The sequence below is a fragment of the Desulfatibacillum alkenivorans DSM 16219 genome, assembly GCF_900142135.1.
In the GTDB taxonomy this organism is placed as follows: Bacteria; Desulfobacterota; Desulfobacteria; order Desulfobacterales; family Desulfatibacillaceae; genus Desulfatibacillum; species Desulfatibacillum alkenivorans.
In genome coordinates this window covers 193,126-213,656 of sequence record NZ_FQZU01000007.1, presented here as the reverse complement: position 1 = coordinate 213,656, position 20,531 = coordinate 193,126, and the positions used below count along the sequence as shown (strand labels likewise).

Genomic DNA, 20,531 nt, shown 5'->3' with positions numbered 1-20,531 from the left:
TCTTCAAACAACTTTGTCGCGCTTCGCCCTTTTATCCTTCGCATTATCTCACTGGGGGCCATTGTGGGTGGCGCAGACACAAAAATGTGGACATGATCCTTACTCACCACCCCTTTGATAATTCGAATTTCAAACGATTCACACGTTTGACGGACCAGTTCCCGCACTCGCAACGCTACTTCACCGTGCAACGCCTTGTAGCGGTATTTGGTCACCCATACAAAATGGTATTCTATGTTGAATACCGTATGACTCCCATAGCGATAGTCCATATGACCTCCTATGGGCTTTGAACTAACATAAACCAACGGATAAATCTATCCGCCTAAAGGCGGAGGTTTTAACCTTTTTTCAGACTAATAAATTTCAAACACTTCCATATGCATTCCCCCGCGAAGCATGGGAACGAACTTTTAATCGGCGCCGATCGCTCGCCTGCCATTCCCGATTTCAGCAATTCTCCCAGCCGCGCCTTTTGTTCTTACGAACCCAGGCAACAAACTGCCGTTGCCTGGGGCGCTCTCGCCAATGATCAGCCTCGGTTCGCGGCGCCCCATTGGCGTTGGCCCCTTTGACGGTCGCCTTATTGGCCTGACGGCCCCCGGCATTGCATGCCGCGGCTGGCCAGGGGAGATGCATGCCGCTGGCTTCATTGGTCTTCACTTCGTCGGCGGCTAAAAATAAATTTGAAAGGAAAGGTTTAACTCCGTGTTGGAAAAGTCGCGGGAGCGTTGAAACAGGGCCTGGGCGTGAAAACCCGTGTTTTGGGAGGTTGCAATGACCGATTCCATCAATCCCGTGAGGGCGGTGTGGTCGTCTCCCAGCAGGTAACGGGTTCCCTTGCCTTCCAAACGCAGACGAAGCCATGGAGCGGGATCGGCCAGAAGCCCGGTGCGCAGCCCGGGGCCGGCGCCGTATCCCATGTCCCACCCTGGAGTTGCTGCAAAATCAGCCTCGGCCAGCACATAGCCCAGGCCAAGGGGACCGAGGTCCTTGGATATACCCCCGCCCATGTTGAATACATAGGCCGCGCCCCGGCTTCCGTCCGGTTCGATGGTTTGATGAAATCCGGTCGCAACGCGCCATGACAGGGATTTAAACACAGCGTCCCGGGGCGCCAGGGAGAATATGTCCAGCAAATCCACCCTATGGAGATCCACCCGGTCTTTTTCCGGAAAATAATCCAGGGAGGCGTTCATAACTTTGATTTGAGCGCCCTTTTCATATCCCTTGGGGTTGTCGTCAAAGCCGTGGAACAAGGGCCGCCATCCAAGCCGGAAAACGGCTTCGCCGTCGTTGGCACCGCCTCCGGCCCAAACCTTGGAGGAAAGATGCCCGGAGTCCGGTCCGGCCGGTTCGGGGACGGGCGTGATTTCCCGCCTGCCCAGCCCGCTCCTCGCCGCCAGGATATCGCGATATCGCCGGGTGTAATCCTCCTTGGGCAAAACTTTGCGGGTGTAGCGGTAGGATGCGGTTTCCGCGGCCAAATCCAAAACCCGGGCCTGCTTTTCGGTCGTTTTTATCTTTTCCCCGGCCGATTCGGGCGGCGCCTCCCCCTGGGCGATTTCCCGGGCCAGCTTTTTTTCCTCTCCCGACAATCCGTTGCGAAGATGCTCGATGCGCGTCATCTTGGAAGGCCGGTATACGGGCGGTCCGTCCAGGAATCCGCCTTTTAACGCCAGCCGGATAGTGTCCACCGGAACGGCTATGTACGGGCATTGGCCGGCCAGGTTTGCGCCGGGCCTTGCGGCGTCCAGGAGGTAAAGTAGGTTGAAGGCGCAGTTTTCGTCGATGAAAAAATAATCCGAGTAGATGTTGTCCAGTTCGTAAAGATGGAGCAGCATGCGCCGGAGTTCTTCTTGGGTCAGGTTCAGGGGATACTCCCACATGTCCCGGTGGGAGACGTCGCTGTATTCCTGGATTTTGTCGTAATAGGGCAGCATGGAGAAATAGCCCTTGTACCCCCCAAACAAGCCCTTATAGGCGAAGATGGGTCCCCAGGTGCGGCCGGTGACGGCGCTGTAGTTCACGGCGTTGGCCAGCAGCCTGCCCTGCCCCTTGGCTTCCACGGCCAACAGGGTGTGGCCGAACATGGAGGCCGGGCTGTTGATGTGGGCGGAGGGAAAAATCAGCGCGGCCGAGTCCGGCGCCATGGCGGCGTAGATTTTTTCAAACCGGGGGCATTCCCGGACGGGGAAAGCGCTTGCTGAATCGCCTATTTGCGATGCGATCCAAGCGAACCTTGCGGGAAAGCGGCGCACGGCGTGGGGCTTTTCCGCGTCTGCGTCCCTGGGTTGGTAAAAGGCCCGGACGTCGGCCAAAAGCTCGGCCTTGGGGTTGGTTTTTCCGTCCGGCGCCAGGAAAAAACTCGGGTCGTCCACCCGGCTTTTAAAGCCTGATCCTTGTTTTTGATAATGGAGCAATACATGCCAATAAGGATTTTGGTGCAGCTTTTCAGCCTGGATTCGTTCTATTGTTTTTTCCAGGTCCGGAGGGGATTGGGCCATGCAAAGGGCCGGAAGGACAAGCAGGGATATTAGGAAGCAAAAAAAGGAGAAACCCCGCCTGAAAACAAGCGGAGCCTCCCCTTTGATATTTTGCAAACCGGATTTAGCCACTACAATACAGCTTCGATGTTCCTGAGCACGTCGGTGTGGGTCACCTGATCCGAAGGATAGATAACGGAAAAATTGTTTTGGAGTTTGGAGTACAGCACAGGCCTTTGGTCGGCCGGAACTTCCATAAGGGTTGCCAGGGTGTCCAGGTACTCGCCCTGGCCCTTGGCGATGTCCGAGGCCAGGCTGTCCATGTTGTCGGCCACGAAGATGTTGATTTTCTCATTATAGACAATGCTGTCCGGCTTGTCGCAGTTGGATGTGCCGGAGCTCATGCCGAACAACTGGTTGGCGAAGCACCCGTTCAGAGTGGCTGCAAAAGTCTGGGAGACCAGGGACTCGTTGTTGTCGATCACCATGCTGCCCAAGCCGCAGCCGTAGTTGCTTTGATCAGCAAATGCGGCGGGACTGATCGCCAGGAAAATGCAAAGTGCAGCCGCCAATAGACCTTTTTTCATGGTTCCTCCTTGGTTTGTTAGAGTTTAGTATGGAGTTTTTATTGAAGATATGGCATATAATGCTCCAATCATAATAGCAAGTTAAAAACCTGAATAAATCATTTTACTACGGGAGGGCTCTTCATGACAAGGATACGGCCTGTTCTATTCACTTGTTTGGTTGCTGTTTTAATATTCGCCGGGTGTGCAGGGAAGTCCGCGGAAGTCTTTGTCCCATCTGATTTGAACGGCTCCATCAGGACAGGCCATCTGGTGCAGAAAGCCGATCATTTTTTGGTGATTCTCGACTGCTCCGGCTCCATGGCCGAATTGTACGACGGCGAGAAAAAATTCGTCCTTGCCCGGGAGGCGGTGCGCAACATGATCGCCGGAATTCCGGAAACGGAAATGAATTTCGAGGCCGGCCTCAGGGTGTTCGGCCTGACCATGAATCCCTTTGTGGAGAGCACTTCGTCTTTGGTGGACATGGGGCCTTTGGATAAAGCGGCTTATGACAAAGCCCTGGACAAGGTGACATTCGCCACGGGTAAAAGCAATCTGGCTTTGGCCATCGCCCAGTCTTCCGACGACCTGGATAGAACTACAGGAGAAATCTCCCTGATTATCGTGACCGACGGCAAGGAAACCGACGGAGAAGCGGCCCGGGCCTTGGAGGTCGTTAAGAACACCTATCGGGACCGTTTGTGCGTATACACGATTCAGGTAGGCCATGATCCCAACGGTCAAAAACTTTTGGAACGCCTATCCAGAAAGGGCCAGTGCGGATATTCGGAAAATCTGGATAACGTGAACTCCCCCAAAGCCATGGCCTGCTTTATCGCCAGGGGCTTGCTGAAAAAAGGGCCGGACCAGGATGAAGACGGAACGCCCGACCGCATTGACCTGTGCCCGAACACTCCGGCCGGCGCTTCGGTGGACGACACGGGATGCTGGCAGTTGACCGGCCTGGAATTTAAAACCAATAAGGCGGACATCGCCAAAGAATACTATCCGATTATGGACAAGGCGATTTGCGTGCTGAAGAAAACTCCTGGCATCAATGTCCTTATCGGCGGACATACGGACAGCCGCGGGCCCGACAAGTTCAACCAAGAACTGTCCCAGGATCGCGCTCAGGCGGTCATGGATTATATGGTGAAAAAGGGCGTCGCCCCTGAAAGGCTGTCGGTCCAGGGCTTTGGCGCGGCCAAGCCCATTGCGCCCAACGACTCGCAAGAAGGCCGGGCGAAAAACAGGCGCGTCACCCTGACTCCCATTGCAGTGCAGGATGCGGAAAGCGCTGACAGGCAGTAAGGATTGTTTGATGAACAGGCTTTTTAAGATATGGAGAAAAAAGACGGCCCTGGCCATGGCTGCCGCCATGGTCATGGGCTGCCTTTGGGCGCCTCCGGCCCGATCCGGGGAAATGGCCGTGGACTTGAGCGCCCTGATTTATGAAACCCAAAAAGCCTCCCGAGCCATGGAAGACGTGCTTCTGGCGTGGTGGGTTCCCCAGGAATTGTGGCTCATGTTTCTTTCCCAGTCTCAAAGCGTGAGCGAGGAGGAAAAGCAAAAATACCTGGGGATCATGGATCCCTACATGGTTTTTTTGGTGGTGGACGGAACCATTGGCGAAGACGGGCGCCCCCGTTTTCAAGCCAGGGAGGACGTCCTCAACTCCTTGGTCCTGGAGGACGCGGCGGGAAACAAGTATAAAACCCTGCGCGAGATGGAAATCAGCCAGGAGGCCAAGGATTTTCTTTCCCGCGTGTTTCCTTCCTTTGCACGCAGTCTGGGTCCTTTGGGAAACAACCTCTATTACGCCGTGTTTACGTCTAAAAACAGCAAAGGGGATCCCATTGCAAACGTCTTTACGGAAGGGACCTTCGTCCTGCACATGGCAAAGCGCTCCTTTAGATGGAGAACGCCCTTGGGAGCGCTGGTTCCGCCCAAACACTGCCCCATCACTGGGGAAGAATTGAACGGAGGCTGGAAGTACAACCCATGGAACGGCGCAAAGCTGGAATAATCGGGAATTGTCCGATTAGAAAACTTGGGGGAAGCTAAGGTCAGGGGAATTTAAGAAGCTCGTTGATGGCGGTAAGCAGATCGTTTTTCGGGACGGGCTTCTTAAAGGTTTTCAAAGCCCCGCAACGGGCGGCGATGGACAAATATTCCGAAGCCGCCCCGTCGCGTCCCTGTTGGCCGCCCCCTGAAATGGCGATAATCTTGAGCTCGGGAAAATCCCGGCGAATTTCAGTAATGGTGATGATGCCCTCTTTCTTGGGCATGACCATGTCTGCGATGACAAGGTCGGCCGGATTTCTCTTCAAAAGCTCCATGGCGACTTCGCCGTTCTCAGCGGTCTCCACCAAATAGCCTTCGCGTTCCAATGTTTGCGTGAGCATTTCCCTGACCTGACGTTCATCGTCAATCACCAGGATTCTATGGGCGGAATTTCCAAATGTCATTATCCCAATATCCCCCATTTTGGTTCATCATTGATTCACCGACCACGGTCTGAAAAATATCAATCCGTTGCATGAAGCAGAGTTTTTTTTTGTATGCGGCGCAAGCCCTCCCATAGGGTGAAAAACCTGGGGCCGACAACCTGATCGAGGTCTCAATAGCACGGGCGGAGAGACCTGTCCATGGCAATTTGACCACAAATTTCAGGTGGATTGGCCTGGCCGTCTCGTTGACTGTTGGAGGTTTTGACTCTTAGATATATCGACGAATTTGAATCTTTAACTTTGATCTTTGTTAAAGGCTGGAAAACTGGACACCCGGGCGTTTTCATGATACCACTGTACCAATTTGTTCCAGGCATTTCCGGGGCCGTCCTCAAGCGCCCCAAATTTGTTCATCGGAGGAAAACATGGAAATTATCGAGAAAGCCTTGGCCGACGGGCGCAGCACGTTGTCTGAGTCTGAATCCAAGCAGGTTTTAAACCAATATAATATACCCATAACAAAAGAGATATTGGCGACAAACGCGCAGGAGCTGGACCAGGCGGTCCAAGAGATCGGGTTTCCCCTTGTCATGAAGGGATGCGCTGCGGATTTAGCCCATAAAACCGAGTCCGGACTGGTGAAGATAGACATCCGGGACGCACAGGAGGCAAGGGAGGCGTTTGAATCCATGATGTCCAAGATGGATTCGGCGGACAAAGGGGTGCTGGTGCAGGAAATGGTCAAAGGCAAACGGGAGTTGGTTGTGGGCCTGACCCGCGATCCCCAGTTCGGCCCGTGCGTGATGTTCGGCCTGGGCGGCATTTTTACGGAAGTCCTGGAAGACATCGCTTTTCGCGTGGCGCCCATCACCAAGGCGGACGCCCTGGATATGATGGCCGAAATCAAGGGAAAGAAAATTCTGGAAGCAATCCGCGGCATGGAAGCTGCGGACAAAGATATGCTTGCCGACATCTTGGTGGCTGTGGGCAAGTTAGGGGAAGAGAATCAGGCGGTGTCGGAAGTGGACATCAACCCCCTGATTTTAACCGGCGGAAAACCCGTTGCTGTGGATGCGCTGGTGGTTTTAGCCAACTAAATTGTGCTTGCGTGGGGGAACGAGGTTTTTATGGCGCGCATTTTGGTTGTGGATGACGATGTCAACATCACATCCATGTTGAGGAGGCTTTTCCAAAGAAGAGGGTATGACGTAGACGAGGCCGTAAATGGCAAACAAGCCTTGCAGGTTATGGATCAGAACCGGCCGGACTTGGTCATTACGGATATTATCATGCCTGAAATGGAAGGCGCGGAGTTGATCATGGAAATCCGCAAAAGGGCTCCGGACGTGAAGATTATCGCCATTTCCGGAGGCGGACGGATTCAACCCGCGGACTATCTGGATCTCGCGGAAAAGCTGGGAGCGGAGTGTTCTTTCGCCAAACCGGTCAAGCAAAGCGATATGCTTGCAGCTGTGGAACGCCTGCTGGAAGCGGGCTGATCAAAAAGGCAAAAACTACTGAATTTTAAAAAGATATTTATTTAAATCAGAGTGTTTTGAGTGAACCGACCGGCCGGATTTTTTCCGGCCGGTTTTTTTGTGCAATAATTAGGATGCGGGGATGAATCCAACCTGGCGATCCCAAGCATGCAATGCCTGGGACCGTCAGAACAATAAGGCGACCGGAAAAGGTAATTGAAACCAGCCAGGAACAGCGGACGGGAGGCCTTGTTTTGGGCCTGACTGTATTGTTTTTTGGGTGGCGCTGGCACAGTAGTATCGTGCCAGTGTTGCGAAGCAACAAAAAGCGCGGCCGGGAAAGATTATAGAAATTGTGGAAGTCCGGCGGGCGGACGGAGTTGATTGAATTTCTGCTTTTTGGTTTTGGATGCGTTATCCTTTCGTCCATACTCCATGAATTCCACAGCCTGATAAGTCGAACTACATACGCTGGCGCGCCCGGGCAAGGTACTGCTTTGCCTGGGGCGCCCTGGATCGGAGACGGATTTTTATTACTCCTGCGGCTCCATCATATTTTCCTCATAGATTAGCGGCTTCTCAACTGGAACTCAAAACCTGAATGTTCACCGAATCGCTGTTGCCGGCCATGTCCAGAACGGTGAGTTCGTGATTGCCCGTTCGGGTGAACTCATAGGTGATGGACTCCCCTACCCCGGCCGATCCGATGAGGATTCTATCCAGCATCCAAAAAAGCCTGCCCCGGCCGCCCAGGGCGGAAAGATTCAGCACAGGCATGGCCCTGCTGGCGCCTGCGGGCCGAAGCACGGTGTCTGGCTGGACGTCCATGATCTTGATTACGGAAGGCGTCATGGAAACCGCCTTGCCGCAGGCGGGATCCATGGGAGGGACGGCGGCCATAGCCTTCTCCCGCGGGGTGAGCCAGGGCGTTGCGGCCCGGGGCCATAGGGCGATTTTTTCGGCCGCTGCATTGGAAACCGGGCAATCGCCGTCCACACGCAGGCCGGTTTCCGGGTTGACCATGACGGTGATGGGGTTGCAGGTCCACTGGTCGTCCAGGCGATCGGGCAAGGTGGGCGGGATCACGCCGTCCAGAATCCAGGCGGTGCGCTTTTCCGCGCAAAGGGGATCATTATCCCCCTCAGGGGCTACGCCTAAAGGCCAGCCGACTTCCGCCCGGGAGACCGAGGCGGGCATGGGTTGGGGCGCGAGATCCCGGCGGGGCAGGCAGTCAAAGGCCGAAAACATGAGGGGTGCGGCGGTGGCCCTGCCGTAAAAGCCCGGGGACGGCGTGCCGTCCGGCCTGCCCACCCAGACGCCGATGGTGTATCCGCCGTAGGCTCCGATGGACCAGGAGTCGCGAAATCCGTAGCTGGTGCCGGTTTTCCATGCTACGCTCCTGGCCCAGCCGGCCATGGGATTGCCTCCAGGCGCTCCAGGCCTGCGTTGACGGGAGAGAATGTCCCGGATGATAAAGGCGGCGCCCGGCTTCATGAGCCTGCGTTCCCGCACGGGGTCTTCCTTGGTCAGACGGGGCTTGCCCGCCAATCCTCCCCGGTCGAAGGCGGAAAAGGCGCCCACCATGGATTCCAGGTCGGCGCCCACGCCGCCCAAAACCATGGACAGGTTGGGCTTGCCGTGGGGCGGAAAGACCAGGTTCAGGCCTCCCTGGCGCAGGCGGGAGTCGAAAAATTCCGGGCCGATGCGGTCCAAAAGGTCCACGGCAGGAATGTTCAGGGAGCGTTGCAAGGCCTGGGCCGCGCTCACCGGGCCGGAAAACCCGTCGGAAAAATTGCCGGGCCGGTAGCCTGAAAAGGTGAAAGGCGCGTCCACCAGCAGGCTTTGGGAGTGGATCAGCCCTTCCTCCAGGGCGAAGGCGTATAAATAGGGCTTGAGCGTGGAGCCGGGGCTGCGTACGGCCCGGATCATATCCACGTGGCCGAACCGGGATGCGTCCAGGAAGTCGGCGGAGCCCACGTAGGCTTTGACTTCCAAAGAGGCGTTTTCCATGACCAGAATCGCAGCCGAAGTTCCGTCCGGGGTGGTTGCGATAAAACGCTCGGCCATGGATTCCAGGGCTTCCTGCAAGGACGGATCGATAAAGGTCTGCACGGGCGCGTCGGGCCGGGCGTTTTCCTTAAGCCTGCGGGCCAGAAGCGGCGCCATCATGGGCCGGGGGGCGAATCCCGCGTCCACGCCTTCCATCATGGCTTCCTCAGAGATTTGCTTCGGCCACACCCCCTGGGAGACCATGCGCCGCAACACCTTGTCCCGGGCGCGCCTAGCCCTGTCCGGGTGGCGGTCGGGCCGAATCCGGCTGGGGGATTGGGGGAGTACGGCCAGCAAGGCGGCTTCAGCGTGGCTCAATTCCTTGGCTGGCTTGCCAAGGTAGGTGAAGCTGGCCGCCTGCACTCCTTCCACGGGGCCGCCGAACGGGGCGTAATTCAGGTATAAAGTGAGGATTTCCTCCTTGTTGAAATGCCATTCCAGTTGCAGAGCGCGGAACATCTGCTTGCACTTGCCGGGAATACTTTTGGCATGAGGGTCCAAAATGCGGCCCACCTGCATGGTCAGGGTGGAGCCGCCCACTACCACGCCTTTTTGGGTGACCGTGGTCCAGAAAGCGCGAATCAGGGAAAAGGGATTGACTCCCGGATGCTCATAAAAATGCTTATCTTCATAAGTAATGAGCGCTTCCAGGTACAGGGGCGACACCTGATCCAGCCTGACCGGATAACGCCACACCCCTTTTTCGTCCGGAAAAACCCGGAGGGGCGCGCCGTCCGCCGAGGCCACGGCCACGGCGAAGTCCCGGGAATCCCCTCCCGGCAAGGGGAGGGGAAACAGGGCGTCGGCCAGCAAAAAGGCCAGGGTCAGGACAACGGGAGCGGCCAGGGCGCAGGCCAGGAGCAAACCGCTTTTACGCTGCCATTTGTTTTTGATATGACTTGTCTTCATGCCAAGCTGCTTTTATGCAATTAGCGATTTCGAGGCCGCCTGCCCTTTATTTGGAAGGCGGCGGATCAGCTTCCTTCTCGGTCTTGCCGACGTTTTCGATGGTTATGTTCTTGGGCGTTTCACTGACGCCGCGGATTTCGGGCTGATACATGGACTCCACCATCACCGGCGGGAAGGTGAAGGTTCCCGGGCTGACGGCCCGCACCAGGTAATGCAGCCGCATGGCCCGGTGCGCATACAGGTTGACGGCCGCCACGTAGCGATCGTCCAGGAATTGTTCATGCTGGACGACCCCGCCCCTACGCCACTCATAGACGGACTTGTCGTCGATCACGATGTCCTGCACCTTAAGCCCCTGGCTGACGGCCGGGTTTTCCAACTCAAAGCCCGCGGGCAGCATATCCACAACCAGCGCGTCGTAGAGCGGGGTTTCCGAGATCATTTCCAGCTCCGCCAGCATGACCTCGCCCACCTTGAAATCCGACGCGGATATTTCCTTGCCGTGGAGGTCGAACAGGGTTCTGCGGACGAAAATCATGGAGTCGTCCTGGGGAGGAGGCGTCTTGGTGTAACCCTGGATGGAAACCGAAATGAACGCAACAGCGCCGTCCTTATGGGTGTAGCTGACGCCCTTGAGGCATTCGTCCGGGCTGGGGTTGAAGGTGAAAGCGCCGATGCCGTCAATGGAATCCTTATCCCGGCCCACAGCCAGATCGCCCTTCCATTCCTTGCCGCTCATAGAGTCCAGACGCAAGCCAAGGAGGAGGATGGCGTATTTTTCCTGGGTGGAATAGTATTTCCGGTTGGTTATGGTTTTGTTGAGTTCTAGGAGCTTTTGGGTCCATTTGTCCGAGTGGAACTGCTCGTCCGGCAGGATAGCCAGAGAAAGGGCTTCGTCCCGGATGGAGCTTCCGTAATCGCCCCAGTAGTACTCGTACTTCTTTTTGTAATCCGCCGCCATTGTAAAGGCTTTGGCGGCCCTTGTCTTGTCGCCCATGGCGTCCAGGGCCAGGCCTATCTGGACCAAAGGCAGGCAGGACCTGGCGTCCTCCGCGTGATTGTCGAACAGGGTGCGCAGGGTTCCCAAGGGCGCCCGGTTGGTTTTGGCCAGGACGCAGGCTGCGTATGCCCGGATGGAGAATCTGAGCAGGGTGTGGGATTCGCGGGAGCCCCAGGAGTGGACGGGCGGCTTGTAGCGCAGGTACTCGCCCAGGCGCTTGAGGGCCTTGTCCAGCATGTCTTCGGGGACCGGATATCCGGCGTCGCGGGCTTCCAACAGGAAGTTGGCCGCATGGGCCGTGAGCCAGGGCTCTTCGCTGCCGCCGCCGTCCCACAGGGAAAATCCTCCGTTGGTCATTTGCTTGCCGGCCAGCAGGGCCATGGATTTTTCCAGGCGTTTGGCGCGCTCCTCCCGGGAGATGGGCTTGAGGCCGTAGCGCCTGATGGCTTCGTCCGAGGCGACCAGCAAGGGATAGCTGCTGGACGTGGTCTGCTCCAGGCATCCGTAGGGGTAGCGGATCAGGCCGCGCATGGAATCCCCCACGGGCAGGCTGATGTAGGGAGAAATCTTGAACGAGCATTCTATGGTGGGGGCGGCCAGATCGTCGACCAGGTCCTTTTTCAGGGTGAAGGTCTCGCCGGGCCTTAAGACTCCGGCGGAGAGTCTGGAGATAGCCGGGTATCCGGGCCGGATTCCAATCCGCCAGTCTCGGCTCATAGGCTTTTTAAGGCCGGTTACGGCAAGCTGAATTTTGCCGGCGCCTTCCGCCTCGGCCTTAACCGGAAAAACCAAGGTGGTCTTTTCCTGATCGGCCAGGCTGATTTTCCGGGCGCCGTCCTTAAGGGTTACCGCCTTGGCTGCGGTCATTTTAAGGGACAGGTTTTGAGCCTCGCCGGAAAGATTGTGCACGTCCAGGGTGAACTGGCTTTGATCGCCTGGGGCCAGGAACCTTGGCATGGCCAATTGGGTGACCACGGGCGCGGCCACGATCATTTCCTTATCTGCGCTGCCGTAGGAGTTTTCGCTGAAAGCCACGGCCATGAGGCGCAGGGTTCCGTTGAAATCCGGCAGATCAAGCGTAACGGTCGCCTTGCCCTGGTGGTCAAAGCCCACGGGCGCATGAAACAGGGCCGCCAGCTTGACTTTGGACTCCGGCTTCTTGCCGCCGGGCGAGGCGTCGGCGTCGCCGCCCCACTTGGGCCGGATCAACTTGCCGTCGGTGAATTCCGCCACCTTGGCGTACAGGTCGCGAATGTCCACGCCGTAAAGCCTTTGGCCGAAGAAATGCTCTACGGGATCAGGCGTCTTGAAATTGGTGATATTCAGGATGCCCACGTCCACGGCGGCCAGGGTGACGAAAACAGGCTCCCTGGGCGCGTTGTCCAGATGCAGGCCAATTTCCGCTTTTTGGTTGGGCTCGGTTTTATCCGGCGCGTCAATATTGATTTTCAGGATGCGCCGGGTGCGGTCCAAAGGCAGATGCACCAGCCCCACGGCGCGGTTGGGCGCGATTTTTTCCTTGGCGTCAATGGGTCTCAAAACCGTGGCGCTGATGTAAAGGTCGTGGCTGTCCCAGGCGGCGGACATGGGGATTTCCACCACCGCGCCTTCCTTGGGAACGTCCAGGCGCTTGGACCAAAGGACCTTGTCGCCTTCCACCATGATGATGGCCTGGCCTGCGTGAGGAGGCGTGACCGTCACCTTGATGATGTCGCCTGGCAGGTAGGCGGGCTTGTCCAGGGCCAGGTTGACCATGTCGGGCCGGGCGGTCTTGTCCTGTTCGGAGGACCACCACCAACCGCCTACGTAAAAGCGGTAACTGGCGGTGTTTCCGGTTTCCGGGTCCTTGATGCTCAGCAAGTACCTGCCGTAAGGCAAATCCAAGGCCAGGGGCGTGGGCTTGTCCGGCTGAAGATCCAGAATTTGGGAGAGATAATGATAGTTCTTTTCCGTATGCCGGTACACCCAGCCGCGGTTTTCGGTGTATTCCCAATAATAATCGCGATCCTCCCTGGTTACGTCCACCAAAAGGCCGGAAGCCGGGGAGAGAGCGCCGTCCTTGTCCATGCGCACCACTTCAAACAAGGCCTTTCCCTGATCCACGGAATCCCTTTCAAACATGGGGCGAAGGCCAACCAGAGTCTTTGCGGGCCACATGGTCCGGGAAATGCTGCGGGTGACGGGGCGGCCTCCGGTTTCAAACAATTCGGCGAAAACGCGCACCTGGGCAGGGCTTTCCAGCGCGCTCCACATGCTGTCCACGGCGACAAGGCCCTTGCCATCAGCGTCCAGGGCGAAGTCGTTATATTCCTGGAAGTCCGAGTAGTTCTCGTCGTCCTCTTTCCCAAAGAGGAATTCCTTGTATTTGCCGGGAAACGAACGTTGGGCTTTTACCAGGACGGAGGATTCCACCCGGTTTCCGCTCGCCGGGGCGCCGTAAAGGTACATGCCCGTGACATCCACGTGAAAAGGCCCTTTGGGGTCCAGGGTTTCCTGCTTGGATTCCAGTTCCAGCTTCATGCGTTCGGGCAGGAACTCCTCCACATGAAACTTGTATATCTGGTCGGGCCTTTTGGAATCCTTGATGGTGCGGAGTTCGCAGCGCCATTCCCCCGTCACGGCGTTCGTGGAGAGGCTCATCTCGCCCTGCCAATAGTAGACGTCTTCGTCGGACAAAGCCTCGGCCGCCCAGGTGTAAGTCCCGGCCTTGCGTCCGTCCGGAGCGATGAGCGTGGCATGGATGGGCGCGCCCGGGACCGGCCTGCCGTCATAATCGCGCAGCAGGCAGGAGACGATGACCTTTTCGCCGGGCCGGTACAGATCCCGAGGGCCGTAGGCAAAGATCTCCTGGTTTTTCTGGGGCCGGGAGCCGTACTTGAATTCAGACAGATCCAAAGCGGGCAGGCGCATGGGCAAAACGCTGATCTGATCCTTAAACTCCGCTTTGACAAACTCGGTTTTCTTTCTGACGTCGCCCGCGCTCCAAAACATGCCGTCTTCGTTGGTTTCGCCCACGGCAAGCTCTTTGATCTTACTATCCTTCCAATCCAAAAAACTGAGTTTGACGCCGGACAAGGGGGACCCGTCCTTGAGGGAGGAGGCCGTAATGTAAATCATGTCTTTGTACAGCCTGGCCTGGAGAGCGATGTCCGTGACGATGAAAAAGGAGGCGTCGTAATTATAGGAGTATTGTCCGGGCTTGCGCATGACCGCGAGGTACACGCCCGGCTTTTTCAAGGCCTTGATGGAGTCCAGGGCGATGTTGCGGACCACCCGGCGGTTGGGCTCCGGATCCAGGTCGAATCGCCCGGAGAAGACCACTTTGGACTCCTCCAGAATTTCGCCCATCCAATAGGTGGACAAGCTTTTATTGGGCCTGGACCAATCCACGTGTCTGGCCGTGGCGTCGTCGTTCAGGCGGAAGAATTCCACGTCCACGGCGGGCACGTTGACCGCGGCCACGGGCAAACCCTGCACCAGGCTGGGAGGCAGCAGCAGGCCGTCCCCGGCGAAGCTGACGGCCGGGACGATCTTGCGGGTGGTCACGCCCTGGGAGACGCGCTTTTCCAGCCTGGCGCCGTCTGCGGATTCAAGCGTATCCAGCACCGTGACGGTGTATTGGGTTTCAGGCTGCACGGCGGTGTAATACAAGGTTCTGTTGTCTTCGGAAAGAATCCAGGCGCCTTTGAGGATTTCCTTTTGATCGCTGATGCGCAAATGCTGGTCATGCCGCACCTTGGGGTCCAGCGGGGCCGAAAAGATGACGGATATGGCGGGGGCTTCCTGAAAGGTTCTTTCGCCGATATCCACCACCTTGAAAGTCTGATCGGCCAGGGCGGCGCCCGCCGCCAGGCAGATGATAACCAGCGTTGTGATAATTAGTGCGGCCTTTTTCATGATTTGGCCTCCTGTAAAACATTATCGATAAATTCCGGCAGCATAAGGATGTTCAAAGGCGCCTTTTGGTCCTTGGGCGCGTTCATGAGGGCTTGAAAATAGCAGCCCGTGCACACGTGCACCATGGTCTGGGTTTGGACCGAATTCATCATATGGGCCGCACCCTCGGGCTTGTAGCAGCATTGGGGGGCCGATATGGAATGCACGCCCAGGCCTTTGATTTTGGAAAAGCACTTGCTCACGCCCTTGAGATCCATGGGAACCGGGGCGAATTTTTTGTGCAGGCGATAGCATCCCGCATAGTAGTCAATGGCCATGTTCCGCTCCAGGGGAGGCAGGCACTCTTCAATGGCGGTGGGGTAGAACACGATGTTCTCGTCCGGGAATGCATGTTTGTAAATGGGATAGCAGGGAGAGCAGAATATCACCAAACGGCTTGCTCCCAACTGCCTCGCCTTGTTGATGTTCTGCTCCACAAAGGTTCGGGAGAGGTCCTGGCACTCGGCCAGGGCTTCCTGATCCTTGGCCTTAATGGCCGGGCGGTACAGGTTGTTTCCGCAGCAATATTCCTCGGATAAAAAAGTGTAGGAAAAGCCTGCGCGGTCAAACACCCAGGCCAGGGCCTGCAGCACCTTGGGCATGGCCGGTAAAATCTGGCACCCGGTGACAATGACGTTTTCCGCTTTTTGATCGCATGGGAGCCCGTGCTGCTCTAAAATTTCCTTGCGGTCCGGAGCGTTGGCGAATGTGGCGCCTGTCTGACGGATGAGTTTGACCGTCTGCTTGTCGATGAGTGGGTGCATGGGCTCCTCCTTAATAAATTTAACGTGCGTTTACGGGTGCTTACATATTTTTCGACAAAGAATCGTTTACCAGTGCTTCGCATTCCTTGTTGCCATTCAGATGGCACGGTTTGTGCTTCCGTATATCCATAATAGCACAGAATTCCGGGAGGTATAGCTTAGGGAAGCATTCTCCACAATTTTTTCACATAATGAAGGATTTGAAACCGGCGACTCCACGAATTCTGCACAAACAGCCTTAGAAACCGGACAAGGGATTATGCATGGCGCAATTTGACGAGAACGGGAAGAAAATGGTGGTGAAAATCGTGTACTACGGTCCGGCGCTGAGCGGGAAGACCACCAATCTCATGCGTCTGCACGACGTCGTCAATCCAAGCCGGCGCGGCGATTTGCTGACATTGGAGACCAAAGGGGACCGGACCCTTTTTTTCGACCTGCTTCCCCTGGCGGCGAGATCCAAGAGCAATTTTTTGGCCAAAATCAAGCTGTACACCGTACCCGGCCAGGTGGCCCACGACGCCACCCGAAAGGCGGTTTTGTCCCGGGCGGACGGCGTGGTGTTTGTGGCGGACTCCCAACTGACCCAATCCATGAGCAACTTCGAGAGCTTCGACAATCTGGAGAACAACGCCCAAAGGGTGGGCCTGGACCTGGACTCCCTGCCATTGGTGATTCAATACAACAAAAGAGACTTGCGGGACATCGAGCCGGAGGACGAAGTGTCAGCCCGCTGGAGCCCCACGGGCCTGCCCCTGGTATTTGCAACGGCCCTGAAAGGCCTGGGCGTTGTGGAGACTTTTCAGCAAATACTGAGTGCGACGTACCAATCCCTGGACCGGATGCACGGATTGGAAAAGAATTTCGACATGGCGGAAGAAGACTTTTTGAGCCTGTTAGAGGGCCGGAGATAAAATAAATGCAGCAAGAGGACGGGCGTCAAAAAGGAGATGCAATGCATTCTCAAAAATACATTTTGGATCATGACGACGGCCTGGGAGATTTTGACCGGGAGTATGACGTTACCCAGTTGCTCCCCGCCCCTCTTATTGAAAAAGGGACGTGTCACCTGAAACGGCTTGGGCTGGACAAATCCATCATTCTTCACCCCGATGGGGAGGCTTATTTTTCATTCCACCCTTTGACAAAGGAGGACCTGTCCCTTTTGAAAAAGGCGGTAAAGGACTGTCCTGAAGAAGGCATGCTGCTGGAGCTTTCGGAAGGGCCTGTCCGGTTGTATCCGCTGATGCACGAAGCGGAAGCGGTGGGCTTTTTAGGGCTTGGGCCGTCCAAACCCGAGACCCGCCCAGTGGAATTATTGATATTCTCCATTTTAAAGGAATTCATGACCATGAATCAGCAGGTCCTCATGACCATGGGCCTGCACGGCAAGGTGGTGGAAGACACGTATCAGGCCCTGGAGCGGCGCAACGCCATGCTGGAGGAGTCGGAGCAAAAATACCGCCGCTTGGCGGAGACCCTGGAAAAGGAAGTGGAAATAAAGGCCGAGAAAATCCGAAAAACCCAGGAAATGCTTCTGTTGCAGGAAAAAATGGCCTCCATTGGGCAGCTTGCCGCCGGGGTGGCCCATGAAATCAATAATCCGACGGGATTTATATCCAGCAACCTAAACTCGTTAAAGGAATACGGCGCGGATTTTAAGTTGCTTTTCAGTAAGTATCGGGACCTTGTAAAGGCTATCCACGACAGCCACACAGGAGACTGCATCCCGGCGCAGGTGCAGGAAAAATTGGACGAAGTGCGGAAAACGGAACAGGACATCGACGTGGATTTTCTGCTGGACGACATTCTGACTCTGGTGGACGAGTCCATGGACGGCGCGGACAGAATTAAAAAAATCGTGCAGGACCTGAAGGATTTCGCCCATCCGGAAAAGCATGCAATCCAATATTCAGATCTCAATCGGGTGATGGATTCCACCTTGAATATTGTCCGCAACGAACTCAAATATAAAACCCTGGTGAAACGGGAATACGGAAGCATGGAGGAGGTTCCCTGCTATCCCCAGCAAATCGGCCAGGTGTTTATGAACCTCCTGGTCAATGCGGTGCAGGCCATGGAAAGCAGCGGGGAAATCCATATTAAAACCTATATGGAAGAGGACTTCGCCGTAGTTGAGATCCGTGACACGGGCTCGGGCATCGCCCCGGAAAATATTTCCCGCATTTTCGATCCTTTTTTCACCACCAAGGAGGTGGGCCAGGGCACCGGGCTTGGTTTGAATGTGGCTTACAAAATAATCGCCAGGCACCATGGGAGCATTAAAGCGGACAGCCAGCCCGGGGAAGGAACTTGTTTCACCATAAAAATCCCAAAGGAGAACCCTGACATGGAATGCGAAGCCGGAGAAGAGGAATGCCAAAATTAGCCTCTCTATTTATGGGCGGAAAAGCGCAGGAAGCAAAGGAAGTCACCTCCCTGAAAAAGGAAAGCAGCCGGTACGCCATCCTGTTTGTTGATGACGAGCCCCATGTTTTGAAGGCCATGCGGAGGATATTCCGGAAGGAGAACTACCGTTTATTAACCGCCGAGTCCGCGGAGGAGGCCCTTGAAACGCTTAAGGCGGCCAGGGTGCACGTGATCGTCTCGGACCATCGCATGCCGGGCATGCAGGGCGCGGACCTGCTGCGCAAGGTCAAGGAGCTTTATCCCCAAACCATACGGATCATGCTCACCGGGCATGCGGACGTAAACGCCATCATGGGGGCCATCAACGAAGGCGCGGTGTACAAGTTCATCACCAAACCCTGGAACGACGATGACCTGCGCATCACCGTGGGCCTGGCCCTGGAGCAGTACGACCTGATCAAGGAAAACGTCTATTTAAAAAATCGCCAGAAAGAACAGAGCAAGAAAATCAAGACCCTCACCAAATGCTTTAGCGCCAACCGCAGCCAAATCGGACGCATGCTGGTGAAACGCAACCTGTTGACCAAGGAGGATTTGGAAAAGGCCCTGCAGGTCCAGGCCAGGAGCGACAAAATCCTGCCTGCCATATTGATGGAAATGAAGTTGGCGGACGAAAAAACCATCATGGACGTCATGGAAGAGGAGCTTAAGGTCAACCGGGTGAATCCCGCCGAGTTCACGGCTTCGGCGCCGCTGGCCTCGCTCATTCCCTCGGAAATTTGCGAGAAGCATTTACTGGTCCCCTTGAAAAGAATGGACGGCCAGCTAGTAACGGCCATGGCCGACCCCACGGATTTGGTGAAGATCGACGAACTCCGTTTTTTAACGGGCATGCCGATCAAGCCCGCCCTGGCGACCCAGGAGGAAATCAGGAGTAAAGTTCAAGAGTTGTATGGGGGCGAATCGTCCCTCAACTCCGTGATATCGGAAATCGAATTGATGGATCCCACGGAAACCATTGAAATCATCCTGGAGGAGGATGATGTGGTGGACGTGGACGAGCTATTGAAAAGCAAGGATCAGCCTCCTGCCATCCGCATCGTCAACTCCATTATTTCGGACGCCTTGCGCCACGGCGCTTCGGACGTGCACATCGAGCCCAAGACCAAATATTTGATGGTAAGATACCGGATCGACGATCTGCTGCAGGAAAAAATCCGCATTCCCATGGCCATGCATCCGCCCATTGTATCCCGGATCAAGGTCATGAGCGAATTGGACATCACCGAACGCCGCAAGCCCCAGGACGGCCGGGTGACGGTTAAAGCCTCCACCAAGACCGTGGATATGCGGATTTCCAGCCTGCCCACGGTGAACGGGGAGAAAATCGTCCTGCGCATTCTGGATAAAAGCGCAGCCAGCCAGGAATTGGAGGATTTGGGCCTCACCCCCATGGACATGGAGAAAATCCTGCGCTTCATCCGCCAGCCTCAAGGCATGGTCCTGGCAACCGGCCCCACGGGCAGCGGCAAAACCAGCACCTTGTACGCCATGCTCAGGAGGGGGGCTTCCATAACCAAAAACTTCACTACCATCGAAGATCCCGTGGAATACCATATGGGCATGGCCGAGCAGGTGAACGTGCGGGAGAAAATCGGCCTGGACTTTCCCACCATCCTCCGGTCCATCCTGCGCCAGGATCCCAACGTGATCATGCTGGGCGAAATCCGGGACTTCCAGACCGCCGAGGTGGCCTTTCACGCCGCCCTGACCGGGCATCTGGTCTTAAGCACGCTTCATACAAACGGCAGCATAGCCTCCATTATCCGGCTTCGGGACATGGGCATTAAATCCTACGTCATGAGCGAGGCCCTGACCGGAATTATCGCCCAGCGCCTTTTACGGAGAATTTGTCCCCACTGCATGGAAGACGCCCAAGTGGATGCGGATGTGCTGAAAGCCCTAAGGCTGGATCCTGAGCGCCTTGACTTCACCCCCAAAAAAGGCCGGGGCTGCCCCCAATGCAATGGCGGCGGATACAAAGGCCGAATAGGCGTGTACGAAGTGCTGGAGTTCGACTCGGAATTCCGGCGCATGGTCCACTCCGGCGCCTCGGACGCCGAACTCATGAGAGCCGCCAGCCAGGCTAATATGAAAACCATCCTGGAAGACTCCATGGACAAGGTGCGCGCCGGAATCTCCACCTGTGAAGAGGTCCTGCGGGTGTTGGGGCCGCAAAACACCCTGGAAATCCTTTGCCCGGCCTGCAATCACGCCATGGCGCAACGATTCAATTACTGCCCTCACTGCGCCGCGGCTCTGGTGCTGCGCTGCCGCTCGTGTCATTCCTTTTTGGAGGAAAGCTGGAAAATCTGCCCCCATTGCGGCGCCCCCAGCCCTCTTTTGGATAAGGAATGATAGCCTTTGTGATAGGAATTAATGGTGAAAAAAATCATTGCGGCCGCGGCCGCCCTCATCATTTATGGTTTTCAGCCGCCTTCCGGATGCAAGGAATTGAAT

Annotated in this window: 14 protein-coding genes; 7 read left to right on the top strand and 7 right to left on the bottom strand. The window is 56.2% G+C overall.

The features are described from left to right. From tnpA to BUE18_RS08625, 3 genes are all read right to left on the bottom strand, one after another. Window positions 1-272: IS200/IS605 family transposase (gene tnpA, locus BUE18_RS08635; RefSeq protein ID WP_139264584.1), on the bottom strand; the 272-nt coding region annotated here is incomplete at its 3' end. 402 nt (window positions 273-674) lie between these two features. Next, a complete protein-coding gene (locus BUE18_RS08630; RefSeq protein WP_139264654.1) occupies window positions 675-2,507 on the bottom strand; it encodes an Lnb N-terminal periplasmic domain-containing protein in 1,833 nt (610 codons plus the stop codon). 110 nt (window positions 2,508-2,617) lie between these two features. Beyond that, window positions 2,618-3,073, bottom strand: coding sequence for a DUF3015 domain-containing protein (locus tag BUE18_RS08625; RefSeq protein WP_073474886.1), 456 nt, complete (start codon window positions 3,071-3,073; stop codon window positions 2,618-2,620). A gap of 123 nt (window positions 3,074-3,196) precedes the next feature. On the opposite strand from BUE18_RS08625, the gene BUE18_RS08620 reads away from it, so the two are divergent. Together BUE18_RS08620 and BUE18_RS08615 are read left to right on the top strand one after the other, a co-directional pair. Then, window positions 3,197-4,366, top strand: coding sequence for an OmpA family protein (locus BUE18_RS08620; protein WP_083610876.1), 1,170 nt, complete (start codon window positions 3,197-3,199; stop codon window positions 4,364-4,366). Between the two features lie 10 nt (window positions 4,367-4,376). Continuing rightward, window positions 4,377-5,081 carry a hypothetical protein gene (locus BUE18_RS08615; protein WP_073474882.1) on the top strand — a complete coding sequence of 235 codons (705 nt, stop codon included), beginning with the start codon at window positions 4,377-4,379 and terminating at the stop codon, window positions 5,079-5,081. A gap of 40 nt (window positions 5,082-5,121) precedes the next feature. On the opposite strand, the gene BUE18_RS08610 is transcribed toward BUE18_RS08615, so the two are convergent. Further along, complete coding sequence (locus BUE18_RS08610) at window positions 5,122-5,523, bottom strand: response regulator (RefSeq protein ID WP_073474880.1); 402 nt, start codon at window positions 5,521-5,523, stop codon at window positions 5,122-5,124. Window positions 5,524-5,930: 407 nt separating this feature from the next. On the opposite strand from BUE18_RS08610, the gene BUE18_RS08605 reads away from it, so the two are divergent. Together BUE18_RS08605 and BUE18_RS08600 are read left to right on the top strand one after the other, a co-directional pair. After that, window positions 5,931-6,602 carry an acetate--CoA ligase family protein gene (locus BUE18_RS08605; RefSeq protein WP_073474878.1) on the top strand — a complete coding sequence of 224 codons (672 nt, stop codon included), beginning with the start codon at window positions 5,931-5,933 and terminating at the stop codon, window positions 6,600-6,602. Window positions 6,603-6,632: 30 nt separating this feature from the next. Beyond that, window positions 6,633-7,004, top strand: coding sequence for a response regulator (locus BUE18_RS08600; RefSeq protein ID WP_073474877.1), 372 nt, complete (start codon window positions 6,633-6,635; stop codon window positions 7,002-7,004). A 558-nt stretch (window positions 7,005-7,562) separates the two neighbouring features. Here BUE18_RS08600 and pbpC read toward each other — a convergent pair. From pbpC to BUE18_RS08585, 3 genes are read right to left on the bottom strand one after another with little or no spacing between them, the layout of a single operon-like run. Next, a complete protein-coding gene (pbpC, locus tag BUE18_RS08595) occupies window positions 7,563-9,941 on the bottom strand; it encodes a penicillin-binding protein 1C (protein WP_083610875.1) in 2,379 nt (792 codons plus the stop codon). Between the two features lie 46 nt (window positions 9,942-9,987). After that, on the bottom strand, window positions 9,988-14,838 hold the full coding sequence (locus BUE18_RS08590) for an alpha-2-macroglobulin family protein (protein ID WP_073474875.1): 4,851 nt from the start codon (window positions 14,836-14,838) through the stop codon (window positions 9,988-9,990). Further along, complete coding sequence (locus BUE18_RS08585; protein WP_073474873.1) at window positions 14,835-15,641, bottom strand: heterodisulfide reductase-related iron-sulfur binding cluster; 807 nt, start codon at window positions 15,639-15,641, stop codon at window positions 14,835-14,837. The genes BUE18_RS08590 and BUE18_RS08585 overlap by 4 nt, the downstream gene beginning before the upstream one ends. Window positions 15,642-15,904: 263 nt before the next feature. Between BUE18_RS08585 and BUE18_RS08580 the strand changes: the two genes are divergently transcribed. From BUE18_RS08580 to BUE18_RS08570, 3 genes are read left to right on the top strand one after another with little or no spacing between them, the layout of a single operon-like run. Beyond that, window positions 15,905-16,555, top strand: coding sequence for a GTP-binding protein (locus tag BUE18_RS08580; RefSeq protein WP_073474871.1), 651 nt, complete (start codon window positions 15,905-15,907; stop codon window positions 16,553-16,555). Window positions 16,556-16,596: 41 nt separating this feature from the next. Beyond that, the gene (locus tag BUE18_RS08575) at window positions 16,597-18,030 is read left to right on the top strand and encodes a sensor histidine kinase (protein ID WP_073474869.1); all 1,434 of its coding nucleotides are present in this window, start codon (window positions 16,597-16,599) and stop codon (window positions 18,028-18,030) included. After that, complete coding sequence (locus BUE18_RS08570; protein WP_073474867.1) at window positions 18,018-20,429, top strand: ATPase, T2SS/T4P/T4SS family; 2,412 nt, start codon at window positions 18,018-18,020, stop codon at window positions 20,427-20,429. The genes BUE18_RS08575 and BUE18_RS08570 overlap by 13 nt, the downstream gene beginning before the upstream one ends. Window positions 20,430-20,531 lie beyond the last annotated feature (102 nt).

Coding starts and splice junctions, on each gene's coding strand:
- BUE18_RS08620 (WP_083610876.1), top strand. CDS start 3,197: ATGACAAGGATACGGCCTGTTCTATTCACTTGTTTGGTTGCTGTTTTA.
- BUE18_RS08630 (WP_139264654.1), bottom strand. CDS start 2,507: ATGGCCCAATCCCCTCCGGACCTGGAAAAAACAATAGAACGAATCCAG.
- BUE18_RS08605 (WP_073474878.1), top strand. CDS start 5,931: ATGGAAATTATCGAGAAAGCCTTGGCCGACGGGCGCAGCACGTTGTCT.
- BUE18_RS08570 (WP_073474867.1), top strand. CDS start 18,018: ATGCCAAAATTAGCCTCTCTATTTATGGGCGGAAAAGCGCAGGAAGCA.
- BUE18_RS08580 (WP_073474871.1), top strand. CDS start 15,905: ATGGCGCAATTTGACGAGAACGGGAAGAAAATGGTGGTGAAAATCGTG.
- BUE18_RS08615 (WP_073474882.1), top strand. CDS start 4,377: ATGAACAGGCTTTTTAAGATATGGAGAAAAAAGACGGCCCTGGCCATG.
- BUE18_RS08585 (WP_073474873.1), bottom strand. CDS start 15,641: ATGCACCCACTCATCGACAAGCAGACGGTCAAACTCATCCGTCAGACA.
- BUE18_RS08600 (WP_073474877.1), top strand. CDS start 6,633: ATGGCGCGCATTTTGGTTGTGGATGACGATGTCAACATCACATCCATG.
- BUE18_RS08590 (WP_073474875.1), bottom strand. CDS start 14,838: ATGAAAAAGGCCGCACTAATTATCACAACGCTGGTTATCATCTGCCTG.
- BUE18_RS08610 (WP_073474880.1), bottom strand. CDS start 5,523: ATGACATTTGGAAATTCCGCCCATAGAATCCTGGTGATTGACGATGAA.
- pbpC (WP_083610875.1), bottom strand. CDS start 9,941: ATGAAGACAAGTCATATCAAAAACAAATGGCAGCGTAAAAGCGGTTTG.
- BUE18_RS08575 (WP_073474869.1), top strand. CDS start 16,597: ATGCATTCTCAAAAATACATTTTGGATCATGACGACGGCCTGGGAGAT.
- BUE18_RS08625 (WP_073474886.1), bottom strand. CDS start 3,073: ATGAAAAAAGGTCTATTGGCGGCTGCACTTTGCATTTTCCTGGCGATC.